22 protein-coding genes and 2 pseudogenes are annotated in these 23,686 nt (G+C 69.7%); 5 read left to right on the forward strand and 19 right to left on the reverse strand.

The genetic code is table 11. The features are described from left to right. Position 1: 1 nt before the first annotated feature. Genes nuoK through AC068Z_RS04090 form a run of 11 tightly spaced genes read right to left on the reverse strand, consistent with a single transcriptional unit; the run spans position 2 to position 10,820 of the window. Entirely contained in the window at positions 2-301 is a 300-nt protein-coding gene (gene nuoK / locus AC068Z_RS04040) for an NADH-quinone oxidoreductase subunit NuoK (RefSeq protein WP_019756142.1), read from the reverse strand. Then, positions 298-1,116: an NADH-quinone oxidoreductase subunit J gene (locus tag AC068Z_RS04045; RefSeq protein ID WP_451725164.1), complete on the reverse strand. Its 819-nt coding sequence runs from the start codon at positions 1,114-1,116 to the stop codon at positions 298-300. Before AC068Z_RS04045 ends, nuoK begins: the two co-directional genes overlap by 4 nt. After that, positions 1,113-1,763: an NADH-quinone oxidoreductase subunit NuoI gene (gene nuoI, locus AC068Z_RS04050; RefSeq protein ID WP_478552001.1), complete on the reverse strand. Its 651-nt coding sequence runs from the start codon at positions 1,761-1,763 to the stop codon at positions 1,113-1,115. Before nuoI ends, AC068Z_RS04045 begins: the two co-directional genes overlap by 4 nt. Beyond that, on the reverse strand, positions 1,756-3,120 hold the full coding sequence (gene nuoH / locus AC068Z_RS04055) for an NADH-quinone oxidoreductase subunit NuoH (protein ID WP_478552003.1): 1,365 nt from the start codon (positions 3,118-3,120) through the stop codon (positions 1,756-1,758). The genes nuoI and nuoH overlap by 8 nt, the downstream gene beginning before the upstream one ends. Next, entirely contained in the window at positions 3,117-5,624 is a 2,508-nt protein-coding gene (locus tag AC068Z_RS04060) for an NADH-quinone oxidoreductase subunit G (protein WP_478552005.1), read from the reverse strand. The genes nuoH and AC068Z_RS04060 overlap by 4 nt, the downstream gene beginning before the upstream one ends. Continuing rightward, entirely contained in the window at positions 5,621-6,970 is a 1,350-nt protein-coding gene (nuoF, locus tag AC068Z_RS04065) for an NADH-quinone oxidoreductase subunit NuoF (protein ID WP_478552007.1), read from the reverse strand. The genes AC068Z_RS04060 and nuoF overlap by 4 nt, the downstream gene beginning before the upstream one ends. Further along, on the reverse strand, positions 6,970-7,842 hold the full coding sequence (gene nuoE / locus AC068Z_RS04070; protein ID WP_478552009.1) for an NADH-quinone oxidoreductase subunit NuoE: 873 nt from the start codon (positions 7,840-7,842) through the stop codon (positions 6,970-6,972). The genes nuoF and nuoE overlap by 1 nt, the downstream gene beginning before the upstream one ends. Then, positions 7,839-9,161: an NADH-quinone oxidoreductase subunit D gene (locus AC068Z_RS04075; RefSeq protein WP_478552011.1), complete on the reverse strand. Its 1,323-nt coding sequence runs from the start codon at positions 9,159-9,161 to the stop codon at positions 7,839-7,841. Before AC068Z_RS04075 ends, nuoE begins: the two co-directional genes overlap by 4 nt. Continuing rightward, positions 9,158-9,895 (reverse strand): NADH-quinone oxidoreductase subunit C, encoded by a 738-nt coding sequence (locus AC068Z_RS04080; RefSeq protein ID WP_478552013.1) that lies wholly within the window; start codon positions 9,893-9,895, stop codon positions 9,158-9,160. Before AC068Z_RS04080 ends, AC068Z_RS04075 begins: the two co-directional genes overlap by 4 nt. Beyond that, entirely contained in the window at positions 9,892-10,446 is a 555-nt protein-coding gene (locus AC068Z_RS04085; RefSeq protein WP_007383964.1) for a NuoB/complex I 20 kDa subunit family protein, read from the reverse strand. The genes AC068Z_RS04080 and AC068Z_RS04085 overlap by 4 nt, the downstream gene beginning before the upstream one ends. A gap of 14 nt (positions 10,447-10,460) precedes the next feature. Next, positions 10,461-10,820 carry an NADH-quinone oxidoreductase subunit A gene (locus tag AC068Z_RS04090; RefSeq protein WP_003974383.1) on the reverse strand — a complete coding sequence of 120 codons (360 nt, stop codon included), beginning with the start codon at positions 10,818-10,820 and terminating at the stop codon, positions 10,461-10,463. Positions 10,821-11,537: 717 nt separating this feature from the next. Here AC068Z_RS04090 and AC068Z_RS04095 point away from each other — a divergent pair. Next, the gene (locus AC068Z_RS04095; protein WP_478552015.1) at positions 11,538-12,380 is read left to right on the forward strand and encodes a C40 family peptidase; all 843 of its coding nucleotides are present in this window, start codon (positions 11,538-11,540) and stop codon (positions 12,378-12,380) included. 106 nt (positions 12,381-12,486) lie between these two features. On the opposite strand, the pseudogene AC068Z_RS04100 reads toward AC068Z_RS04095, so the two are convergent. Next, positions 12,487-13,250, reverse strand: a pseudogene (locus tag AC068Z_RS04100) (FAD-dependent oxidoreductase); the annotation flags it as partial. On the opposite strand from AC068Z_RS04100, the pseudogene AC068Z_RS04105 reads away from it, so the two are divergent. After that, positions 13,159-13,641, forward strand: a pseudogene (locus AC068Z_RS04105) (peptide deformylase); the annotation flags it as partial. The pseudogenes AC068Z_RS04100 and AC068Z_RS04105 overlap by 92 nt on opposite strands. Before the next feature lie 27 nt (positions 13,642-13,668). Here AC068Z_RS04105 and AC068Z_RS04110 read toward each other — a convergent pair. Further along, positions 13,669-14,955: a geranylgeranyl reductase family protein gene (locus AC068Z_RS04110; RefSeq protein WP_478552017.1), complete on the reverse strand. Its 1,287-nt coding sequence runs from the start codon at positions 14,953-14,955 to the stop codon at positions 13,669-13,671. A 97-nt stretch (positions 14,956-15,052) separates the two neighbouring features. Between AC068Z_RS04110 and AC068Z_RS04115 the strand changes: the two genes are divergently transcribed. Next, positions 15,053-15,601, forward strand: coding sequence for a GNAT family N-acetyltransferase (locus AC068Z_RS04115; protein WP_478552019.1), 549 nt, complete (start codon positions 15,053-15,055; stop codon positions 15,599-15,601). A 106-nt stretch (positions 15,602-15,707) separates the two neighbouring features. Beyond that, on the forward strand, positions 15,708-16,031 hold the full coding sequence (locus tag AC068Z_RS04120) for a PASTA domain-containing protein (protein ID WP_478552021.1): 324 nt from the start codon (positions 15,708-15,710) through the stop codon (positions 16,029-16,031). A gap of 60 nt (positions 16,032-16,091) precedes the next feature. Here AC068Z_RS04120 and AC068Z_RS04125 read toward each other — a convergent pair whose 3' ends face one another. From AC068Z_RS04125 to AC068Z_RS04140, 4 genes are read right to left on the reverse strand one after another with little or no spacing between them, the layout of a single operon-like run. After that, positions 16,092-16,787, reverse strand: a complete 696-nt coding sequence (locus tag AC068Z_RS04125; protein WP_478552023.1) for a demethylmenaquinone methyltransferase — start codon at positions 16,785-16,787, stop codon at positions 16,092-16,094. A 43-nt stretch (positions 16,788-16,830) separates the two neighbouring features. Then, positions 16,831-17,922: an acyltransferase family protein gene (locus AC068Z_RS04130; RefSeq protein ID WP_478552025.1), complete on the reverse strand. Its 1,092-nt coding sequence runs from the start codon at positions 17,920-17,922 to the stop codon at positions 16,831-16,833. Further along, complete coding sequence (locus AC068Z_RS04135; protein WP_478552027.1) at positions 17,923-20,172, reverse strand: bifunctional polysaccharide deacetylase/glycosyltransferase family 2 protein; 2,250 nt, start codon at positions 20,170-20,172, stop codon at positions 17,923-17,925. 21 nt (positions 20,173-20,193) lie between these two features. Next, complete coding sequence (locus AC068Z_RS04140) at positions 20,194-20,535, reverse strand: hypothetical protein (protein ID WP_478552029.1); 342 nt, start codon at positions 20,533-20,535, stop codon at positions 20,194-20,196. A gap of 236 nt (positions 20,536-20,771) precedes the next feature. Between AC068Z_RS04140 and AC068Z_RS04145 the strand changes: the two genes are divergently transcribed. After that, on the forward strand, positions 20,772-21,797 hold the full coding sequence (locus AC068Z_RS04145; RefSeq protein ID WP_478552031.1) for a chitinase: 1,026 nt from the start codon (positions 20,772-20,774) through the stop codon (positions 21,795-21,797). Between the two features lies 1 nt (position 21,798). On the opposite strand, the gene AC068Z_RS04150 is transcribed toward AC068Z_RS04145, so the two are convergent. Together AC068Z_RS04150 and mqnC are read right to left on the reverse strand one after the other, a co-directional pair. Next, positions 21,799-22,446, reverse strand: a complete 648-nt coding sequence (locus AC068Z_RS04150; protein ID WP_478552033.1) for an imidazolonepropionase-like domain-containing protein — start codon at positions 22,444-22,446, stop codon at positions 21,799-21,801. Between the two features lie 14 nt (positions 22,447-22,460). Then, positions 22,461-23,660 carry a cyclic dehypoxanthinyl futalosine synthase gene (gene mqnC, locus AC068Z_RS04155; RefSeq protein WP_478552035.1) on the reverse strand — a complete coding sequence of 400 codons (1,200 nt, stop codon included), beginning with the start codon at positions 23,658-23,660 and terminating at the stop codon, positions 22,461-22,463. Positions 23,661-23,686: the final 26 nt, after the last annotated feature.

Here is a 23,686-nt window from a genome sequence, read left to right on the forward strand (position 1 = left end):
CTTACAGCTTCATCAGGCTGGCGTCGTCGACCGAGGCCGAGTGGCGGGAACGGAACAGCGACACGATGATCGCGAGCCCGACCACGACCTCCGCGGCGGCGACGACCATCGTGAAGAAGGCGATGATCTGGCCGTCGAGATTGCCGTGCATGCGGGAGAAGGCGACGAGCGCGAGGTTGCAGGCGTTGAGCATGAGCTCGATGCACATGAACACGACGATCGCGTTGCGCCGGATCAGCACGCCGGTGGCGCCGATCGTGAACAACAGGGCCGCGAGATAGAGGTAGTTGACCGGGTTCACTTGGCCGCCTCCCCACTGTTCGTGCGCTCCAGGCGCTCCTCGGCACGCTGCTCCAGGGCCTTGAGGTCGTTGAGGGCCTCCGTGGACACGTCCCGGATCTGGCCCCGCTCGCGCAGCGTCTTGCTGACGGTGAGCTCCGACGGCGTGCCGTCGGGCAGCAGGCCCGCGATGTCCACCGCGTTGTGCCGCGCGTACACACCGGGTGCCGGCAGCGGCGGGAGGTGCTTGCCCTCGCGCACCCGCTCCTCGGCCAGCTCGCGCTGGGTCTTGGCCCGCTCGGTGCGCTCCCGGTGGGTGAGCACCATGGCGCCGACGGCCGCGGTGATGAGCAGGGCGCCGGTGATCTCGAAGGCGAAGACGTACTTGGTGAACAACAGGGCGGCGAGGCCCTCCACATTGCCGTTCGCGTTCGCCTGCGCGATGCCGTTGAACTCCGTGAGGGAGGCGTTGCCGATCCCGGCGAAGAGCAGGATGCCGAAGCCGAGGCCACACAGAAGGGCCAGCCAGCGCTGGCCCTTGATGGTCTCCTTCAGGGAGTCCGCCGCGGTCACGCCGACCAGCATCACCACGAACAGGAACAGCATCATGATCGCGCCGGTGTAGACGACGATCTGCACGACGCCGAGGAAGTAGGCGCCGTTGGCGAGGTAGAACACCGCCAGGATGATCATGGTCCCGGCCAGGCAGAGCGCGCTGTGCACGGCCTTCTTCATGAAGACGGTGCACAGGGCGCCGATCACCGCGATCGTGCCGAGGACCCAGAACTGGAAGGCCTCTCCGGTGGAGGTGGAGTAGGCGGCGAGCTGCGCGGTCATCGGCCGATCACCTTCCCCGACGCCGGCTCGGTCCCGCCGAAGGTCGAGTCGGCCTCCTGCACGACCTCGCCCTTGGAGTGCGCGACCTGCACCTCGGTGCCGGGCGCGGCCTCCGTCACCAGGCCCCGGTAGTAGTCCTGTTCGTCCGTGCCGGGGTAGATCGCGTGGGGCGTGTCCACCATGCCGTCCTCGAGACCGGCGAGCAGCTGCTCCTTGGTGTAGATGAGGTTGGCGCGGCTGGAGTCGGCCAGCTCGAACTCGTTCGTCATCGTCAGCGCGCGCGTGGGGCACGCCTCGATGCACAGGCCGCACAGGATGCAGCGGGCGTAGTTGATCTGGTAGACCCGGCCGTACCGCTCGCCCGGCGAGTAGCGCTCCTCCTCGGTGTTGTCCGCGCCCTCGACGTAGATCGCGTCGGCGGGGCAGGCCCAGGCGCACAGCTCGCAGCCGACGCACTTCTCCAGGCCGTCCGGATGGCGGTTGAGCTGGTGCCGTCCGTGGAAGCGCGGAGCGGTGGTCTTCTGCTGTTCCGGGTACTGCTCGGTCAGCCGCTTCTTGAACATGGCCTTGAAGGTCACGCCGAAGCCTGCCACCGGGTTCTGGAAGCCCGGCTTCGACTGACCGGTCTCCTTGGGCTCCTCAGCCATCGGACGCCTCCTTTCCATCCAGAGATCCGTCGTCACTCTGAGTATTCATCCCGCCACTGACAATCAGCTCCCGCTCCCGGCGCGAACGGCGTCGCGGCACCGGTGGCAGCTCCTGTCCGGGCAGCGGCGGTACGGGGAATCCGCCCGCCGTCGCGTCGAACGCGGGGGGCGGTCCCGCCTCCTGCTCCTCCGTCGGCTTGCCGCGGAACATGTCCGCGACGAAGGAGAGCAGCAGGAGGGCCAGGACGCCGCCGCCGACGTAGAGGGCGATGTCGGCGAAGTCGTAGTTCTCGTTGCGCAGGGTCCGCACGGTCGCGACGAGCATCAGCCAGACCACGGAGACCGGGATGAGGACCTTCCAGCCGAGCTTCATCAGCTGGTCGTAGCGGACCCGTGGGAGCGTGCCGCGCAGCCAGATGAAGAAGAACAGCAGCAGCTGCACCTTGATCGTGAACCAGAGCAGCGGCCACCAGCCGTGGTTGGCGCCCTCCCAGAAGGTGGAGACCGGCCAGGGAGCCCGCCAGCCGCCGAGGAAGAGCGTCACCGAGACCGCCGAGACCGTCACCATGTTCACGTACTCGGCGAGCATGAACATCGCGAACTTGATCGAGGAGTACTCGGTGTTGAAGCCGCCGACCAGGTCGCCCTCGGACTCCGGCATGTCGAAGGGGGCCCGGTTGGTCTCGCCGACCATCGTGATGACGTAGATGATGAACGAGACCGGCAGCAGGACGATGTACCAGCGGTCCTGCTGGGCTTCCACGATGGTCGAGGTCGACATCGACCCCGAGTAGAGGAAGACGGAGGCGAAGGCCGCGCCCATGGCGATCTCGTAGGAGATCATCTGCGCGCAGGAGCGCAGGCCGCCGAGGAGCGGATAGGTGGATCCGGAGCTCCAGCCCGCCAGCACGATGCCGTAGATGCCGACCGAGGCGACCGCGAGGATGTAGAGCATCGCGATCGGCAGGTCGGTGAGCTGCATCGTGGTCCGCTCGCCGAAGATCGAGATCTCGTTGCCGGCCGGGCCGAAGGGGATCACCGCGATCGCCATGAAGGCCGGGATGGCCGCGACGATCGGCGCGAGGACGTAGACGACCTTGTCCGCGCGTTTGACGATGAGGTCTTCCTTCAGCATCAGCTTGATGCCGTCGGCGAGCGACTGGAGCATGCCCCAGGGGCCGTGCCGGTTGGGGCCGATGCGCAGCTGCATCCACGCGACGACCTTGCGCTCCCAGACGATCGAGAACAGCACGGTCAGCATCAGGAAGGCGAAGCAGAAGACGGCCTTGATGACGACGAGCCACCAGGGGTCGCGGCCGAACATCGAGAGGTCTTCAGCGGCGAGGTACGGGCTCATGCCTCCACCTCCTCGGTGGCCTCCGCGGCGAGCGTCGCCGGGCCGATGCGGACGAGGGAGCCGGGCCGCACACCGGCGTCGGAGGCGACGCCGCCGCCGGTGGAGTTCAGCGGGAGCCAGACCACCCGGTCGGGCATCGCGGTGATCCTGAGGGGGAGTTCGACCGTCCCGGCGGCACCGGTCACCGCCAGGACGTCGCCGTCCTTCACGCCCGCCTCGGCGGCCGTGGCGGCCGACACGCGCGCGTGGGCGGCGTGCCGGGTCCCGGCGAGCGCCTCGTCGCCGTCCTGGAGCCTGCCCTGGTCGAGCAGCAGCCGGTGCCCGGCCAGTACGGCCTCTCCGGCGGCCGGTCGCGGCAACTGGGCCGCGGACTCCAGGGGTTCGGTGGCCCGGGGACCGTCCCAGGCGCCCAGCCGGTCCAGCTCCGCGCGGGCGGTGCGCAGGTCCGGCAGACCCAGGTGTACGTCCATGGCGTCGGCCAGCATCTGCAGCACGCGGGCGTCGGTCGGGGGAAGCGGGCGGGTCATCTGGTCGGGCTTGAGCGCGGCCTCGAACAGGCGCGCCCGGCCCTCCCAGTTGAGGAAGGTGCCCGCCTTCTCGGCGACGGCCGCGACGGGCAGGACCACGTCGGCGAGTTCGGTGACCTCGCTGGGCCGCAGCTCCAGCGAGACCAGGAAGCCCGCCTCGGCGAGCGCCTCACGCGCGCGTGCCGGGTCCGGCAGGTCGGCGATCTCGACTCCGGAGACCACCAGGGCCTGGAGTTCGCCGGTGGCGGCGGCCTCCAGGATCTGGCCGGTGTCCCGCCCGTAGCGGTGCGGAAGTTCGGCCATGCCCCAGGCCGCGGCGACCTCCTCCCGCGCGCGGGGGTCGGTGGCCGGACGTCCGCCCGGCAGCAGCGACGGCAGCGCGCCGGCCTCGACGGCGCCGCGCTCCCCGGCCCGGCGCGGGATCCACACCAGGTGGGCGCCGGTCGCGGACGCGGCCCGTACGGCGGCGGTGAGCCCGCCCGCCACTGCGGCCAGCCGCTCGCCGACGACGATGACCGCGCCCTCGGCGCGCAGCGCCTCGGTCGCCTTCGCGCCGCCCTCCTCCAGGCCCACACCGCTCGCGAGCGCGTCCAGCCACTCGGTCTCGGTGCCGGGAGCGGCCGGCAGCAGCGTGCCGCCCGCCTTCTCCAGACCGCGGGTGCCGTACGTGGCGAGCGAGAAGACCTTCTGGCCGTGCTTGCGCCAGGCCTTGCGCAGCCTCAGGAAGACGCCGGGCGCCTCCTCCTCGGCCTCGAACCCGGCCAGCAGGACCGCGGGCGCCTTCTCCAGGACGGAGTACGTGACGCCCGTACCGTCGAGGTCGCGGCCGCGTCCGGCGACCCGGGCCGCCAGGAAGTCGGCCTCCTCGCCGCTGTGCACGCGCGCGCGGAAGTCGATGTCATTGGTGTCGAGCGCCACGCGCGCGAACTTGCTGTACGCGTAGGCGTCCTCCACGGTGAGCCGGCCGCCGGTCAGGACACCGGCCCGCCCGCGCGAGGCGAGCAGCCCCTGGGCCGCGATCTGCAGGGCCTCCGGCCAGGACGCCGGGACCAGTTCGCCCTCGGGATTGCGCACCAGCGGCGTCTGAAGCCGGTCCCGCTGCTGCGCGTACCGGAAGGCGAAGCGGCCCTTGTCGCAGATCCACTCCTCGTTGACCTCGGGGTCGTTGGCCGCGAGCTTGCGCATGACCTTGCCGCGCCGGTGGTCGGTGCGCGTCGCGCAGCCGCCGGAGCAGTGCTCGCAGACCGTCGGGGAGGACACCAGGTCGAAGGGGCGGGAGCGGAAGCGGTACGCCGCCGAGGTGAGCGCTCCGACCGGGCAGATCTGGATGGTGTTGCCGGAGAAGTACGACTCGAAGGGGTCGCCCTCGCCGGTGCCGACCTGCTGGAGCGCGCCCCGCTCGACCAGCTCGATCATCGGGTCGCCGGCGATCTGGTTGGAGAAGCGGGTGCAGCGGGCGCACAGCACGCACCGCTCGCGGTCGAGCAGCACCTGCGTGGAGATCGGGACGGGCTTCTCGTACGTCCGCTTGCGGCCCTCGAAGCGGGACTCGGCCTGGCCGTGCGACATGGCCTGGTTCTGCAGCGGGCACTCGCCGCCCTTGTCGCAGACCGGGCAGTCCAGCGGGTGGTTGATGAGCAGCAGCTCCATCACACCGTGCTGCGCCTTCTCGGCGACCGGCGAGGTCAGGTGGGTCTTCACCACCATGCCGTCGGTGCAGGTGATGGTGCAGGACGCCATCGGCTTGCGCTGGCCCTCGACCTCGACGATGCACTGCCGGCAGGCGCCGGCCGGGTCGAGGAGCGGGTGGTCGCAGAAGCGGGGGATCTCGATGCCGAGCTGTTCGGCGGCCCGGATGACCAGGGTGCCCTTGGGCACGCTGATCTCCACGCCGTCGACGGTCAGCGAGACGAGGTCCTCCGGCGGGACCGCCGCCTCACCGCCCCCGGAGGGAGCGCTGCTGGTCGTCACTGTCATGCGTTCACCTCCGAGTGCTTGTCGGCCCAGGCCGTGGACTTGGCCGGGTCGAAGGGGCAGCCGCGGCCCGTGATGTGCTGCTCGTACTCCTCGCGGAAGTACTTCAGCGAGGAGAAGATCGGCGAGGCGGCACCGTCGCCGAGGGCGCAGAAGGACTTGCCGTTGATGTTGTCGGCGATGTCGTTCAGCTTGTCGAGGTCGGACATGACGCCCTTGCCGGCCTCGATGTCGCGCAGCAACTGCACGAGCCAGTACGTGCCTTCACGGCAGGGCGTGCACTTGCCGCAGGACTCGTGGGCGTAGAACTCGGTCCAGCGGGTGACGGCGCGCACGACGCAGGTCGTCTCGTCGAAGCACTGGAGCGCCTTGGTGCCGAGCATGGAACCGGCGGCGCCCACTCCCTCGTAGTCCAGGGGGACGTCGAGGTGCTCGTCGGTGAACATCGGCGTGGAGGAGCCGCCCGGCGTCCAGAACTTCAGCCGGTGGCCCGGCCGCATCCCGCCGCTCATCTCCAGCAGCTGGCGCAGCGTGATGCCGAGCGGGGCCTCGTACTGGCCGGGGCTCGCGACGTGGCCGCTGAGCGAGTAGAGCGTGAAGCCCGGGGACTTCTCGCTGCCCATCGAGCGGAACCATTCTTTGCCCCGCTGGAGAATCGCGGGAACCGACGCGATCGACTCGACGTTGTTCACCACAGTCGGGCATGCGTAGAGGCCCGCGACAGCGGGGAAAGGGGGACGGAGCCGCGGTTGACCACGGCGGCCTTCGAGCGAGTCGAGCAGTGCGGTCTCCTCACCGCAGATGTACGCCCCGGCGCCGGCGTGCACGGTGAGATCGAGATCGAGGCCGCTGCCCAGGATGTTCTGTCCGAGGTAGCCGGCCGCATAGGCCTCGCTCACGGCCGAGTGCAACCGCCGCAGCACGGGGACGACTTCACCACGCAGATAGATGAAGGCATGCGACGACCTGATGGCATAACACGCGATGATCATGCCCTCGATGAGGCTGTGCGGGTTCGCGAAGAGGAGCGGGATGTCCTTGCACGTCCCGGGCTCCGACTCGTCGGCGTTGACAACTAGATAGTGCGGCTTTCCATCTCCCTGGGGAATGAACTGCCATTTCATCCCGGTGGGGAATCCCGCGCCGCCGCGCCCGCGCAGACCGGAGTCCTTCACATAGGCGATGAGGTCGTCCGGCGACATGGCGAGCGCCTTGCGAAGTCCCTCGTATCCGTCGTGCCTTCGGTAGACGTCGAGCGTCCAGGACCTGTCCTCGTCCCAGAAGGCCGACAGCACGGGTGCGAGCAGCTTCTCGGGGCTGGTGTCTTTCAGCTCGGGTGCCAAGGTCATCACTCCCCCTCCTCGGCGGTAGGCCCGGCCGGGTGGGTCGGGTCGGAGGCCGATGTGTCCTGCGGCGCGTCGTGTGAGCTCAAGTGCTCCGTCGGTGACGGCTCGTGCACTGCCCTGTCCTGCGGCTCCTCATGAGGTCCGCCGTCGCGTGGGTGAACCACCCGCGCGGGAGCGGCCTCCCCCTTGGCCAGCTTGAGGCCGACCAGCGAAGCGGGTCCCGCGCTTCCGCCGGCCTCGAGCGCCCCTTCCCGCTCGTCGGGAAAGCCCGCCAGGATCCGGGCGGTCTCCTTGAAGGTGCACAGCGGCGCACCGCGCGTGGGAGAAACCGGTGCTCCCGCGCGCAGGTCGTCCACCAGGCGCTTGGCGCTCTGCACGGTCTGGTTGTCGAAGAACTCCCAGTTGACCATCACGACCGGCGCGAAGTCGCAGGCCGCGTTGCACTCGATGTGCTCCAGGGTGACCTTGCCGTCGTCGGTGGTCTCGCCGTTGCCGACGGCCAGGTGCTCCTGGAGCGCCTCGAAGATCGCGTCGCCGCCCATCACCGCGCACAGCGTGTTGGTGCACACCCCGACCTGGTAGTCGCCGCTCGGGCGGCGCCGGTACATGGTGTAGAAGGTGGCCACGGCGGTGACCTCGGCGGTGGTCAGGTCGAGCATGTCCGCGCAGAACCGCATCCCGGTGCGCGTGACATGGCCCTCCTCCGACTGCACGAGGTGCAGCAGCGGCAGGAGCGCGGACCGGGAGTCGGGGTAGCGGGCGATGACCTCGCGCGCGTCCCGCTCGAGCCGGGCTCGAACGTCGTCCGGGTAGCCGGGCGCGGGCAGTTCGGGCATGCCCAGGCTGACGCCCTGCTCCGAAGAACTGGTGGTCACCGGTCGACGCCTCCCATCACGGGGTCGATGGATGCGACGGCGACGATGACGTCGGCGACCTGGCCGCCCTCGCACATCGCCGCCATGGCCTGAAGGTTGGTGAAGGACGGGTCGCGGAAGTGGACCCGGTAGGGGCGGGTGCCGCCGTCGGAGACGGCGTGCACCCCGAGCTCGCCCTTGGGCGACTCGACGGCCGCGTACGCCTGTCCCGGCGGGACGCGGAAGCCCTCGGTGACCAGCTTGAAGTGGTGGATCAGGGCCTCCATGGAGGTGCCCATGATCTTCTTGATGTGGTCGAGGGAGTTGCCGAGGCCGTCCGGGCCGAGCGCGAGCTGGGCGGGCCAGGCGATCTTCTTGTCGGCGACCATGACCGGTCCGGGCTGGAGCCGGTCCAGGCACTGCTCGACGATCCTGAGCGACTGGCGCATCTCCTCCAGGCGGATCAGGAAGCGGCCGTAGGAGTCGCAGGTGTCGGCGGTCGGGACGTCGAAGTCGAAGGTCTCGTAGCCGCAGTACGGCTGGGCCTTGCGCAGGTCGTGTGGGAGGCCGGTGGAGCGCAGGATCGGGCCGGTGGCGCCGAGGGCCATGCAGCCGGCCAGGTCGAGGTAGCCGACATCCTGCATGCGGGCCTTGAAGATGGGGTTCCCGGTGGCGAGCTTGTCGTACTCCGGGAGGTTCTTCTTCATCTTCTTCACGAACTCGCGGATCTGGTCCACCGCGCCCGGGGGCAGGTCCTGGGCGAGTCCGCCGGGGCGGATGTACGCGTGGTTCATCCGCAGGCCCGTGATGAGCTCGTAGATGTCGAGAATCATTTCACGATCACGGAATCCGTAGATCATGATCGTGGTGGCGCCGAGTTCCATGCCGCCGGTGGCGATGCACACCAGGTGCGAGGAGAGGCGGTTGAGCTCCATCAGGAGCACCCGGATGAGGGTGGCCCGGTCGGGGATCTGGTCCTCGACGCCGAGGAGCTTCTCGACGGCGAGACAGTAGCCGGTCTCGTTGAAGAAGGACGTCAGGTAGTCCATGCGCGTCACGAACGTGGTGCCCTGCGTCCACGTGCGGAACTCGAGGTTCTTCTCGATGCCGGTGTGCAGATAGCCGATGCCGCAGCGGGCCTCGGTGACCGTCTCGCCCTCGATCTCCAGGATCAGCCGGAGCACCCCGTGGGTGGACGGGTGCTGCGGACCCATGTTGACGACGATGCGCTCGTCGTCGGCGCGGGCCGCGGACTGGACGACCTCGTCCCAGTCGCCACCGGTGACCGTATATACGGTGCCCTCGGTGGTCTCGCGCCCAGTGGCGTGCTGCGTGCTCATGAGTACGACCTCCGCTGGTCCGGAGCCGGGATCTGGGCGCCCTTGTACTCGACGGGGATGCCGCCGAGGGGGTAGTCCTTGCGCTGCGGATGGCCCTGCCAGTCGTCCGGCATCATGATCCGCGTCAGGGCCGGGTGACCTTCGAAGACGATCCCGAAGAAGTCGTAGGTCTCGCGCTCGTGCCAGTCGTTGGTCGGATAGACCGGGACCAGCGACGGGACCCGCCGGTCGCTGTCGGGGGCGCTGACCTCCAGCCGGATGAGCCGGTTGTGGGTGATCGAGCGCAGGTGGTAGACGGCGTGCAGCTCGCGGCCCGTGTCGTTCGGATAGTGGACACCGCTGACGCCGGTGCACAGCTCGAAGCGCAGGGCCGGGTCGTCGCGCAGGGTGCGGGCGACGCGGAGCAGGTGCTCGCGCTCGATGTGGAAGGTGAGCTCGCCGCGGTCGACGACCGTCTTCTCGATGGCGTTCTCGGGGAGCAGGCCCTGCTCCTCCAGCGCGCCCTCGAGTTCGTCGGCGACCTCGTCGAACCAGCCGCCGTAGGGGCGGGTGGCCGGTCCCGGGAGGCGGACGGAGCGGACGAGGCCGCCGTAGCCGGAGGTGTCGCCGCCGTTGTTCGCGCCGAACATGCCGCGCTGGACGCGGATCTCCTCGCCGCCCTCGCCCCGCTGGCCGGGGAGGTTGGAGGCGCCGAGGTCCTTCTCGGGGTTGACGCCGTTGCCGGTGTCGCTCATCGCAGCAGCCCCTTCATCTCGATGGTGGGGAGCGCCTTGAGCGCGGCTTCCTCGGCCTCGCGGGCCGCCTCCTCGGCGTTCACGCCGAGCTTGGAGCTCTGGATCTTCTGGTGGAGCTTGAGGATCGCGTCCATCAGCATCTCGGGGCGGGGCGGGCAGCCCGGGAGGTAGATGTCGACCGGGACGATGTGGTCGACGCCCTGGACGATGGCGTAGTTGTTGAACATGCCGCCCGAGGAGGCGCAGACCCCCATGGAGATCACCCACTTGGGGTTCGGCATCTGGTCGTAGACCTGCCTCAGCACGGGCGCCATCTTCTGGCTGACCCGGCCGGCGACGATCATGAGGTCCGCCTGCCGCGGTGAGCCGCGGAAGACCTCCATGCCGAAGCGCGCCAGGTCGTAACGGCCGGCGCCGGTGGTCATCATCTCGATGGCACAGCAGGCGAGGCCGAAGGTGGCCGGGAAGACCGACGCCTTGCGCACCCAGCCCGCGGCCTGCTCGACGGTGGTCAGCAGGAAGCCGCTCGGCAGCTTTTCTTCGAGTCCCATGAGTTAAAGGCCCCTCAGTCCCATTCCAGGCCGCCGCGCCGCCATACGTACGCGTACGCGACGAAGACGGTGAGCACGAAGAGCAGCATCTCCACGAGCCCGAAGATCCCCAGGGCGTCGAAGGTGACGGCCCAGGGGTAGAGGAAGACGATCTCGATATCGAAGATGATGAAGAGCATCGCCGTCAGGTAGTACTTGATCGGGAAGCGCCCGCCGCCGGCCGGCGTGGGGGTCGGCTCGATACCGCACTCGTAGGCTTCGAGCTTGGCGCGGTTGTACCGCTTCGGACCGATCAGCGTGGCCATGACCACGGAGAAGATCGCAAAGCCTGCCCCGAGGGCTCCCAGTACGAGGATGGGCGCATACGCGTTCACCGCTCCTCGCTCCTCTCAGTCGGCACTGACTGCTGGCGGTTGCGTCAGGCTCACCACGTGCGCCTCATGCGTCCCTCGAATCCCGCTCGTCCCGGCGAAGATCGAGAACATGTGAAGCAGGTCACAAGCCCAACTGCCTCGCATCCTATGCCCGCCGCTCTGTGATCTGCGACACGGGGTATTACACAAGCTTTGTGATCTCCACCACCTGACGAAGGATCATGAAGTCGGATGAGTGGTGATCTTCGCACGCGAGGCATCCAAGTGATCACCTGAGGTGACATTTCCGCTCGTCGGCGCAGCTCGGAAGGGTCGTCTCAATATCAAGAGACTTCCTCTGCATGCAAATTGGCGATGGACGCGGCGCCTTGATAGAGGACGGCGTTCACACATCAGGGGGAGGGGCGGTGCGGGGTGTGGACGCGTGCGCGCGTTCACGAGCGGCGGGGGGTGGGGCGTGCGCGCGGGACGCGGCCGTCGCCGTAATCGTTGCGTGACCTCCACCACATCCATAAGAGCGCCATGAGAACCGGGCTTGGCCACCTGCCTCAACAAGTGGTAGGCGCGGGGCAATTCGGGCGAACCGACGAAAGGACGTGATCACGGGTGGGTTACGGTGCGCCCGCAATGTCCGTTACGGCGTCAATAAAGAGCGACACGCCCGGGATTCACGCCGCCGATTGAACAACTGTGGCGCAGCACACGTTTCTTGAAGGTATGGAGGAGCCCCTGATACCCGTTGTTCTCATGTCCCACACCGCTCACATACGCAGCCACCGGAAACCCCGCCGCACCGGGTCCACGACCCTCGCGATGCGCGCCGGAGTTGCCGGTGGCGTCCTCAGCATGGCAGCGGCGGGCGCGTCGGCCACGGCGAGCGCCGCCGAGCCGGTCACGCAGACCCTCGAACTGCCCACCCTGACGGCCGACCTGGCCGCTCAGGTAGCCGAGTCCGCTGACGCCACGCAGCAGGCCGCGGCCAGCTACGAGCTCCAGGCGGAGCGGGACGCGGCCGCCGCCGCGGCCGCCAAGGAGGCCAAGGCGGACCTCGCCGTGGCCAAGAAGAAGGCGGAGGCCAAGAAGAAGGCCGCCGAGGCCGCTCGCAAGGCCGCCGCCGAGCGCGCCGCCCGCGACGCGGAGCGCACCACGCTCGCCGCCACCTCCACCGCCACGACCGCCACCGCCACCGCCTCCGCTCCGGCGAGCGGCAGCGTCGCGACGGTCATCTCCTTCCTCAAGGCCCAGCTCGGCGACGCCTACGTCATGGGTGCCACCGGCCCCAACGCGTGGGACTGCTCCTCGCTGGTGCAGGCCGCCTTCAAGCAGGTCGGCGTGGACCTCCCCCGCGTCTCGCAGGACCAGTCGATGGCGGGCACGGACGTCTCCCTGTCCAACCTCCAGGTCGGCGACATCCTGTACTGGGGCGGCAAGGGCTCGGCGTACCACGTGGGCGTGTACATCGGGGACGGTCAGTACCTGGACGCCGCCAACCCGTCCAAGGGCGTGGTCATCCAGGACCTTTCCGGCTATCCCGCCTCGGGCGCGGTGCGCGTACTCTGACGCACAGCCCGCGAGGCATATAGCCCCGAAAGGGGCACAGCAGTACGGATGGGGCCGCAGCCGCTCGGGGGCAGCGGCCCCGTCCGGCACCTCCGCGAGGCCGGCGCTAGCCGAGGTCGAAGGTGTTGGGCAGGCCCAGCCGGTGCGGAACTCATCGATCCGCTTCAGCGGTTCCAGCTCGGGCGGACGGTACAGCCCGACGATCGCGCAGCGCTCGGTGTCCGAATCGTCCGCGTCCAGCAGCGCGTTGACGGCGGCGCGGGCGGCCTCGTTGGCGCCCTCCATGGACGCGAGGTCGATGTCGGTGCGGACGTAGTCGCCGGCGAGGAAGAGGTTCGGCACCTTCGTGCGGGCCGTGGGCCGGTTGTAGTACGTGCCCGTGGGATGGATCATCAGCTGTTCGCGGTTCTGCGGGTCGGGGCCGCCGAGGCCGGTCACCGCCGGGTCCATGAACCAGCCGAGGCGGTCGGCGTCCGTGAGCGTGGTCTTGCCGGGGTCGTTCAGCGCGTCCTTCAGTTGCGCCCACAGTTCGGCGACGACCTCCTCCTGGGTGCACTCCCGCGCGGGCTTGCCGTAGAGGATGCCCGGCTTGTCCCACTCGGAGATGATCGCGGAGAGGCAGTCCCGGACCTGTCCGTCGCCGTAGTCGCGGGCGAAGTCCCGGCCGGCCCAGAACTGGGCCTGGCCCACGGCCGTCACCGCCCAGGGTGAGTCGAGGCAGTTGACGTGGCCGTGCACGACCGGGGTGGGCGTGCGCAGGTAGAACATCACGCCGGTCATCCAGTCGGTCCTCAGCGCGTCGCAGCGGGCGAGCTGCGGGTCCGCCGCGCGCAGGGCCGGGCCCCACGTCCCGCGCGCGTGTTCCACGGGGCTCACAACACACGCCCACAGAAGGGGAGTTCACGAGGTCGGCGAGCAGGTGCTGCACAAGCCGTGGCGGGACGTGACCGAGTTCGGGCCGGATCTCGCGGCGCTCATCGTCGTCTACGACTGTCCCGACGACGAGGGGAGTTGCGCCGTCATGGACGTACCGCGGCCGGACCGGGCCGTGGTGCGGGGGCTGGACGAGGACGGGGAGCCGGTCGTGATCGAGGGCAGCGGGTACTTCGCCCGCTGTCTCGCGCACGAGACCGACCACTGCGACGGGCGGATCTACCTGGACCGGCTCTCCCAGCGGGAGCGCAAGGACGCGCTGCGGCAGGTGGCGGCCCGGCGGGAGGAGGTGCTCGCCCGCCGGGCCGCCGACGTGGAGGCGCTGAACAGCCGGCTCACGCCCGGAGAAGCCGGGTCACGCCTTCGGGGCCACCTTGCTCAGACCGTTGATGATGCGGTCCATCGCGTCGCCACCGGTCGGGTCCGTGAGGTTCGCGAGCAGCTTCAGCGTGAACTTCATCAGCAGGGGGTGCGTCAGGCCGCGCTGGGTCGCGATCTTCATGACCTTCGGGTTGCCGATGAGCTTCACGAAGGCGCGGCCCATCGTGTAGTAGCCGCCGTAGGTGTCCTTGAGCACGCGCGGGTAGCGCTGCAGGGCCATCTCGCGCCCCGCGGGAGTCGACCGCGCGTGCGCCTGGACGATGATGTCGGCGGCGATCTGGCCGGACTCCATGGCGTAGGCGATGCCCTCGCCGTTGAAGGGGTTCACCAGACCACCGGCGTCGCCGACCAGCAGCAGGCCCTTGGTGTAGTGGGGCTGGCGGTTGAAGGCCATCGGGAGGGCGGCACCGCGGATCGGGCCGGTCATGTTGTCCGGCGTGTAGCCCCACTCCTCCGGCATCGAGGCGCACCAGGCCTTCAGCACCTCGCGCCAGTCCAGCTCCTTGAAGGAGTCGGAGGTGTTGAGCACGCCCAGACCGACGTTCGAGGTGCCGTCGCCCATGCCGAAGACCCAGCCGTAGCCGGGCAGCAGGCGGTCCTCGGGGCCGCGGCGGTCCCACAGCTCCAGCCAGGACTCCAGGTAGTCGTCCTCGTGGCGCGGGGACTCGAAGTACGTGCGGACGGCCACGCCCATCGGGCGGTCCTCACGGCGGTGCAGGCCCATCGCCAGCGACAGCCTGGTCGAGTTGCCGTCGGCGGCCACCACCAGCGGGGCGTGGAAGGTCACTTCGCGCTTCTCGTCACCGAGCTTGGCGTGCACGCCGGTGATGCGCCCGGTGCGGTCGTCGACGACCGGGGCGCCCACGTTGCAGCGCTCGTACAGGCGCGCCCCCGCCTTCTGGGCCTGCCGGGCGAGCTGCTCGTCGAAGTCGTCGCGCTTGCGGACCAGGCCGTAGTCGGGGAAGGAGGCGAGGTCGGGCCAGTCGAGCTGGAGCCGGACACCGCCGCCGATGATCCGCAGGCCCTTGTTGCGCAGCCAGCCGGCCTCCTCGGAGATGTCGATGCCCATCGCCACGAGCTGCTTGACCGCGCGCGGCGTGAGGCCGTCACCGCAGACCTTCTCCCGCGGGAACTCGGTCTTCTCCAGCAGGAGCACGTCGAGCCCGGCCTTGGCCAGGTGGTACGCGGTCGTGGAGCCGGCTGGCCCCGCGCCCACGACGATCACATCGGCGGTGTTGTCGGAGAGGAGGGGCTCGGTCACGGCGGGATCTCCCCAAGTTCGAAATCTGCGTGCCGACCGGCACAGGACATGGGCAGTCTATTCAGCACCAGTGATCACCCGGCTGAAGGGCTGCCCCGTGAACCGAGCTCTCCCCGCAGTGCGGCTGCGCGTCCCCACCGACGAGGACGCCGTCGTCTGGCACCGGCTCTTCGACGACCCGGACGTCATGGAGTTCCACGGCGGCAAGTCCGCGGGCCTGTCCGTCTACGAGGAGCTCACGGCCCGGCAGCGGCGGCACGACGCCCAGCGCGGGTTCTGCCTGTGGTCCGTGCTGGACGAGTCCGGCGAGGTGATCGGGTTCACCGGCGCCCAGCCGTGGGAGCGGGAGTGGGGTCCCACGGGCGAGATCGAGATCGGCTGGCGGCTCGCGCGGGCGCACTGGGGCAGGGGTTACGTCACCGCGGCCGCGCGGTTGACGCTGGAGCGGGTGCGGACGGCGGGTGTCCCGGGCGTGGTGGCCATGGTCGACGCCCGCAACGCGCGCTCCATCGCGGTGACCCGGCGGCTGGGCATGACGCTGGCCGAGGTCTTCACGACGCCGACGAACGGCCGTCAGGGGCACTGCTACCGACTGGACCTGACAAGCGGAGCAGCGGGAACCAGTTTGAACACGAAGAGTAACTGACTGTCACAGAAAGCCACTTAACGCTTCCGGGCGGTACCGGGTGGGGGTTACTCTGCCGGTACCGCTGGGGGTGACGTCTGTGTACAAACCGCCCAAGACACCTGAAGTGCGCGTACCGCGCCTCGTCGGCCTGATGGCCGTGGACGCGCGCAGGTCGGCCGAGGCACGCGGAGTGCTGCTCGCCTCCCCCGACCAGCCCGACCTCCGACTCGCCGTCGTGGACTACGTCGTACGGCAGTACCCGGCGCCCGGCGTCGAGATCCCGCGCGGGGCCGTGGTCACCGTGTGGTTCGACTTCGGCGAGGGCGAGGGCGGCGGAGGTTCCGGGGTCCGCGAGCCACGCCTGCCGGAGCCACCCGGCGGCGGGATGCGGCGGGAACTGGACGAGCCGATGGGGCACTCCTACGCCCCGGCGGCCGGGTTCGCGTGAGCCCCCGGGCAAGCCCTCGAAAGGGGGTTACGGAAGCCCAGAGGCCCCGCGAGCGTGCCGTCAGCTCTCCTTGAAGCCCCGGTGCAGCGCGACCACCCCGCCCGTCAGGTTCCGCCAGGCCACCTTCGACCAGCCCGCCTTCCGCAGCCGCTCGGCCAGCGCGGGCTGGTCGGGCCAGGCGCGGATGGATTCGGCGAGGTAGACGTAGGCGTCGGGGTTGGAGGAGACCGCGCGGGCGACCGGCGGCAGGGCGCGCATCAGGTACTCGGTGTAGACGGTCCGGAAGGGCGCCCACGTCGGGTGCGAGAACTCGCAGATCACCACCCGGCCGCCGGGCTTGGTCACCCGGTGCATCTCGCGCAGGGCGGCGTCGAAGTCCTGGACGTTGCGCAGGCCGAAGGAGATCGTGACGGCGTCGAAGGTGTCGTCCTTGAACGGCAGCCTCGTCGCGTCGCCCGCCGTCAGCGGCAGCCAGGGGTGCTTCTTCTTGCCGACCTGGAGCATGCCGAGGGAGAAGTCGCAGGGGACGACATAGGCGCCGGTGCGGGCGAAGGGCAGGGAGGAGGTCGCCGTACCGGCGGCCAGGTCCAGGACCTTCTGCGCGGGACGGGCGTCGACCGCCTTGGCGACCTCCTTGCGCCACACCCGGTCCTGGCCGAGCGACAGCACGTCGTTCGTCAGGTCGTACCGTTCCGCGACGTCGTCGAACATCGAGGCGACTTCGTGCGGCTGCTTGTTCAGGGAAGCGCGGGTCACGCGCCCATTCTTGCAGCCGCCCCGGCCCGAGCGGCCGACGGCCTCACGGAAGAAGCCTCGGCTTCTTCCTCGCCGCCACGTCCTCCACCCATCCGCACGCCAGGACGAACCCGGCGATCAGCACCCAGCCGACGCCGAACATGAACCACTGGCTCTCCAGCGGCAGATACGCCTCGAAGGCGGGCACGTTCCAGAACTGGTCGATCAGCGGGACGGCGAGGATCAGCGCGATCTCGTGCCAGAGGTAGATCGTGACGGCACGCGCGTTGAAGACCGTCACCAGCCGGTCCAGGCGCCGCAGCCGCGTCAGCCCCGCGAAGTCGATCCGGAACCGCGCCTTGGCCCACATCAGCAGCATCACGAACCCGGCGGACCAGAAGGCCTGCGCGAGCGGGATCTCGTCCAGGTCGTAGGTGCCGTACTCCCCCTGGTGAGCGAAGGCGTACCAGCCGCCGTAGCCGAGCGCGGCGGACGACAGCAGGACCACGGCCGCCGGCGCCATCCGCTGGAGCACGCCGTCGCGGTGGGCGAAGCCGAGGATCCAGCAGAAGAGGTACGTCGACAGGTCCCACAGGGCGCTGCCGAGCCGGTTGTCCGGCCCCGCCCAGACGAACTGAAGCACCAGGACCGGCGCCAGGGAGCCGAGCAGGACGGGGACCGGGGCGAGGCGGAACAGCTTCAGCAGAAGGGGGGACAGGAGCACGAACCAGAGGTACGTCCGCAGGTACCAGAGGATCTCGTACGCCTGTACGCCCCACGCGTTGCCCGGCGGGTCGCCGAGCGGGACGACCCAGTAGACGATCTGCCAGCCCGGCATCCAGTCGTGGATCAGCATCGCGACGACCACGAAGAAGCCCCAGAACCAGAAGGGCGGCAGCAGGCGCCGGAGCCGGCTCCGGACCACCTTCAGCGCCGGCCGTTCCAGGGACTTGGCCATCAAGGTGCCGGCCAGGCCGAACATGATGCCCATGGAGGGGAAGACCAGGCCGGCCCAGGCCCAGCCGAAGGTGTGGTACGTCACCACCCTGACCAGGGCGAGCGCGCGCAGGGTGTCGAAGTAGCGGTCACGGGTGGGTGCGGCGGCGGCAGGCCGGGCCGCCAGGACGGCGGCTCCGCCCCGCCGGTGCGAGCCCACTCAGCCCACCCCCGCCGGCGTCCCGACCTCGCCCGTGCGCTTCAGCTTCTGCCAGCGCAGCCGGCCGCCGGTCAGGGCGGTGATGCAGGAGTGGATGAGGACGAGGTACATCATCTGCCGGTAGGCCAGCTGCTGGAGCGGCATCATCAGCAGGTAGCGGTACCGCTCCCGGTCGAGGCGGAAGGCGTAGGCCGCGCAGACGAGCTGGACCGCCAGCACCGCGAGCCAGGCCAGCAGGGCGGCCCGGAAGTCGACGAAGATCATCGAGTAGACGGTGAAGACGTCGATCAGCGGCGCGAAGACCGGTGTGACGATCTGGAAGATGACCACCAGTGGCATGCCGACTCGCCCGAAGCGGCCCGAAGGGCCCTTGTCCGTGAGGGACTTGCGGTGCTTCCACAGCGCCTGCATGGTGCCGTACGACCACCGGTAGCGCTGCGACCACAGCTGCTTGAGCGAGCCCGGCGCCTCGGTCCACGCCCGCGCGTGCTCCTGGTAGACCACCCGCCAGCCCGCGCGGTGCATGGCGATCGTGATGTCGGTGTCCTCGGCGAGGGTGTCCTCGCTCATCCCGCCGACCTCCAGGACCGCGTCCCGGCGGAACGCGCCGATCGCGCCCGGGATGGTGGGCATGCAGCGCAGCAGGTCGTACATGCGCCGGTCGAGGTTGAAGCCCATCACGTACTCGATGTGCTGCCAGGCGCCGATGACCGTGTTGCGGTTGCCGACCTTGGCGTTGCCCGCGACCGCGCCCACCCGGGAGTCGGCGAAGGGCTGCACGAGCTGCCGTACGGTGTCCGGCTCGAAGACCGTGTCGCCGTCCATCATCACGACGATGTCGTGACTGGCGCTGCGCACACCGTTGTTGAGGGCCGCCGGTTTGCCGGCGTTCTCCTGGCGGATGACGCGGACGTTGGTCATGCCCAGTTCGTCGGCGGCGTGGCGAGCGATCTCGGAGGTGCCGTCGGTCGAGCCGTCGTCGACGACGATGACCTCGATCGGATGGGTGCTCTTCGCCAGGGACTCCAGGGTGTTGGCGATGCACTCCTTCTCGTTGTACGCCGGGACGATCACGCTCACCGGCTCGGTGACCGTCGGACCCCAGCTGAACCGGCGTCTGTTGCGCTGCCGGTAGTGCCGGCGGGCGAGGATCAGCATCATCCCGAACCGGCCGAGCACGGCCACGCCCACGATCATCAGGCCGACCGACAGCGTCGGCACGGTCCACTCGGCGACGGCGACGGCGGCGATGAGGGCCTTGCCCTCGTAGAGCGTCGCTCCGGTGGCCTCGCGGTGAGCGGCCTGAAGGGACTGGGTTCCCCCGGGAACCCCAGCAGCTCCGGCGGTCCCGGCGTCCCCGGCGGCCGGCCCCTGCTCCTGCATCACCCCGCTGATCGTCGTGAAGGTGTACCCCTTCGCCTTCATCTTCTCGATGTACTTCGGCAGCGCCTTGATCGTCTGCGACCGCTCGCCACCGGCGTCGTGGAAGAGCACCGACGCGCCCTCGCCGTCGCTCGGCGTCGCCCACTTGACGATCTTCGAGACGCCCGGCCGCTTCCAGTCGTCGCTGTCGGTGTCGATGAAGACGCTGGTGTAGCCGTCCTCGCCGAGCTTCTGGTAGACGGGCCAGCTGTAGTTGTCGATGGCGTCCGTCTCCGAGGAGTACGGCGCCCGGAACAGGGTCGTGGTGATGCCCGCCGCGCCCGCCAGGGCGAGCTGGGTCTGGGTCATCTCGCGGGTGACACGGGCGTCGCTCTGGTACGACAGATCGACGTGGGTGAAGGTGTGGATGCCGACCTCGTTGCCCTGGTCGACCAGGTCCTTCACGATCGACGGGTAGCGGGAGACCATCGAACCGACCACGAAGAACGTGCCCGGGACGTCGTACTCCTGGAGGATCTCCAGGACCTGGGGCGTCCAGGTGGGGTTCGGGCCGTCGTCGAAGGTGAGGGCGATGGTCTTGTCCGGCACCGAGAGCGTGGTGGCCTGGCCGCCCCGGAAGGTGAGGATCGGGCCGCCGTCGAGGACCTCGTCCGGTACGTCACTGGAGCTGGCCCCGGAGCGGACGCGCTGGTCGCCGCCGACCTCGGCGCGCAGATAGCCGTCGAGCAGCATGATGCTGGTCAGCGCCAGAAGGAGCAGCAGGGCGAGGATGACCCGGGGCTTCTGCAGCGCCGAGGCCTTGCCCGCCATCCGTTCCATCCGGGTGGGGGCGCGCCGACGGCCGCGTGAGGGAGTCGTCGTAGTCATGGAAGTCGCTGCGGTCCCGGGTCAGTTCGTGGTGTCCGCGACGGCGGACGCGGAGGCGGTGGGCGCGGAGGCGGCGGACGCCGATGCGGTGGGCGCGGGCGTGCCGGAGGGCGGGGCCGACGGGGCGCCGCTGGGCGGGACCTGGCCGCCCACGCCGCCCTGCGGCTGCCGGCCGGGGGTGCCACCCGGTGCGCCGCCCTGGGCGCTGTTGCCGAAGGGCAGCAGCTGGTTCGGGTCCAGCGAGGTGCCGATGCCCATGAAGGCCATCCCCAGCACGATCGCGTACCCGAGGCAGCCGACGCCGACGAGGATGCCGATACGGCGCAGCATCTTCGAACGGCGTCCGGAGTTGTCAACGAACACGGGCCCTTCGGCGGACCCGTTGCCGCGTTTGCGGCGGCGACCGCGTGACGCGGCGCGGCTTTCGATGGCAGGCTCGGAATGCATTCCCTGGACATTAGAGCGGCTTTATGTGCTGAAGGCGCCGGAGTCATGTGAGACGCCCATGAGAAGCGCCTTAACCTGTCCGTTCGCTGAGAGTCTTGGCGGATACGGCGGCTTCCCGGGATGAACCCGATTCCATGTGAGAGATTCGCACAATGCGGATTCCCCTGAAGGCGACCACCGGGCTCGTCGTGCTGCTTTCCCTGGCGGCGAGCGCATGCACGGCGAATTCCGGAACCGCCGAGAACACGAAGAACACGAAGAAACCCGCGAGCACGCAGAGTGCCGAGAGCACCGAAAGTCCCACCTCCTACGCCCCCTACGTCAGCGCCCTCACCTCCTCCGCCAACGACAGCGCCGGCTCCCCCACGACGTACAACCTCGCCTTCGCCATCGCGAACGGCAGTGACTGCACGCCGAGTTGGAGCGGGGTGTACGGCGTCGACGACGACACGGTGGCGTCCCGGATCGCGGAGCTGAAGGAGTCCGGCGCCACGATCCGCGTCTCCTTCGGCGGGGCCTCCGGCGACGAACTCGCGCTGCACTGCGACAGCGCCGAGGCGCTGGCGGAGGCGTACGGCGAGGCGCTGGACGTGGCCGGCTCCACCCAGGCCGACTTCGACATCGAGGGCGACGAGCTGACCGACTCCGACTCGGTGGACCTGCGTTCGGAGGCGATAGCCCTGCTTCAGCGGGAGCGCTTGGACCTCAAGGTCTCCTTCACCCTTCCCGTGATGCCGTCCGGACTCGACGACGACAGCGTCGCGCTGCTCCAGTCCGCCAACGACCAGGCCGTGCAGGTCTCCACCGTCAACCTCATGACGATGAACTACGGCGAGTCCTACGACGGTGACATGGGCGACTACGCGATCACGGCGGCGAAGGCCGCGCATGCCCAGCTCCGGGACGTGTTCGGGACGTCGGCGGCGACCGCGTGGCGGGGGATGGCGCTGACCTCGATGATCGGGGTGAACGACGTGGACGGGGAGACGTTCACGCTTCAGGACGCCGCGCAGGTGAGGAAGTTCGCGGAGGAGAAGGAGATCGGCTGGGTGTCGATGTGGTCCACGTTCCGGGACCAGCGGTGCGAGGAGGGGAACGCCGACGAGGACGACGCGCAGACCGACTGCAGCGGGGTGGAGCAGAGTTCGGGGGCGTTCGGGGAGGCGTTCGCCGGCTGAGTCAGCGCCGGCGGTACACCAGTCGGCCGCCCAGCACCGTTGCCACGCAGGTCCCGGCGCCCTGGGCGATGAGCGTGGCCTCGTCCGGGACGTCGAAGGCCGCGAGGTCCGCCGGGCCTCCGACCGTCAGCGGGCCGTGGGCGGTGCCGGGGAGGTCGTAGCCCTCGACGAAGGGGTCCAGGGCGGGGCCGTCCCATACCGGTGCGGCCCGGCGCCAGGGCTCGGGGACCTCCCGCAGGCCCGACCGCGCCACGGACTGCCGTACGGCCTCCGGGAACGGGCCGCCTACATGGGTCGTTCCGTGCGCGAGCATCCGCTGCAGGCCCCGCCGGACGCTGCCCGCCATCCGCGCCGCGTCCGGGGCCAGTTCGTCGAGCGCCGCGCCCGTGATCGGCTCGGTGCCGAGTTCGTCGGCCTCGCGCGGGTCGGGGTGGTAGCAGCGCAGCAGCAGCCAGCGCCCGTGCAACTGCCGCAGCCCCGGCGCCAGCACCCCCGGCCAGCGGCGCGTGCGCGCGCTCTCGAAGGACACGGCCAGTTCGTCGTACGGCCCGATCGCCGCGACGCGGTCGCCGTCGACGACGACCGCCCCGTCCGGCACCGGCTCCGCGCCGACCGGCAGCACCAGCGGTGCCGCGTGAATCGTGAGCATCTGGTCGGGCGGATCTAGTTGGAGGCGAGGATCTTCAGCTCGGGGTGGGCCGTACCGCCCTCGATCGCCGTGGAGGAGATGTGGGACATCACGCGCGCGTCGACCGGGTCGTTCGCCGGGTCGTCGTGGACGACGAGGTGCTCGTACGTCGTGGACCGCTGGGCCGGGACCCGCCCCGCCGTGCGGATCATGTCGATCATTTCCTGGAGGTTGGAGCGGTGCTTGGCACCCGCCGCCGAGACGACGTTCTCCTCCAGCATGACCGAGCCGAGGTCGTCCGCGCCGTAGTGCAGGGTCAGCTGGCCCGCGTCCTGCCCGGTGGTCAGCCAGGAGCCCTGGATGTGGGCGATGTTGTCCATGAAGAGCCGGGAGATCGCGATCATCCGCAGGTACTCGAAGATCGTGGCCTGGGTGCGGCCCTTCAGGTGGTTGTTCATCGGCTGGTAGAGGTACGGGATGAAGGCGCGGAAGCCGCCCGTGCGGTCCTGCACGTCGCGGATCATCCGCAGGTGCTCGATGCGCTCGGCGTTGGTCTCGCCGGTGCCCATCAGCATGGTGGAGGTGGACTCCACGCCCAGCCGGTGAGCCGTCTCCATGATCTCCAGCCAGCGCTCGCCGGACTCCTTGAGCGGGGCGATCGCCTTGCGGGGGCGCTCGGGGAGCAGTTCCGCGCCGGCGCCCGCGAAGGAGTCGAGACCCGCCGCGTGGATGCGCTGGATCGCCTCCTCCACGCTCACCTTCGAGATCCGCGCCATGTGCTCGACCTCGCTCGCCCCCAGGCTGTGGATGACGAGCTGGGGGTACGCCTGCTTGATGGCGGCGAAGTGCTTCTCGTAGTACTCGACGCCGTAGTCCGGGTGGTGGCCGCCCTGGAACATGATCTGGGTGCCGCCCAGTTCGACGGTCTCCGCGCAGCGGCGCAGGATGTCGTCCAGGTCGCGGGTCCAGCCCTTGTCCTTGGCGGTGGGCGGCGCGTAGAAGGCGCAGAACTTGCACGCCGTCACGCAGACGTTCGTGTAGTTGATGTTGCGCTCGATGATGTACGTCGCGATGTGCTCGGTGCCCGCGTACCGGCGGCGGCGCACGGCGTCGGCGGCGGCGCCGAGCGCGTGCAGCGGGGCGTCGCGGTAGAGGTCGAGCGCCTCCTCGGGCGTGATGCGCCCGCCCGCGGCGGCACGGTCGAGGACGGACTGAAGGTCGGCCTTCTCGGTCACCGGCGGCGTCCCTTTCGTCAAGGGTT

It is taken from the genome of Streptomyces sp. NPDC043726, assembly GCF_056436565.1.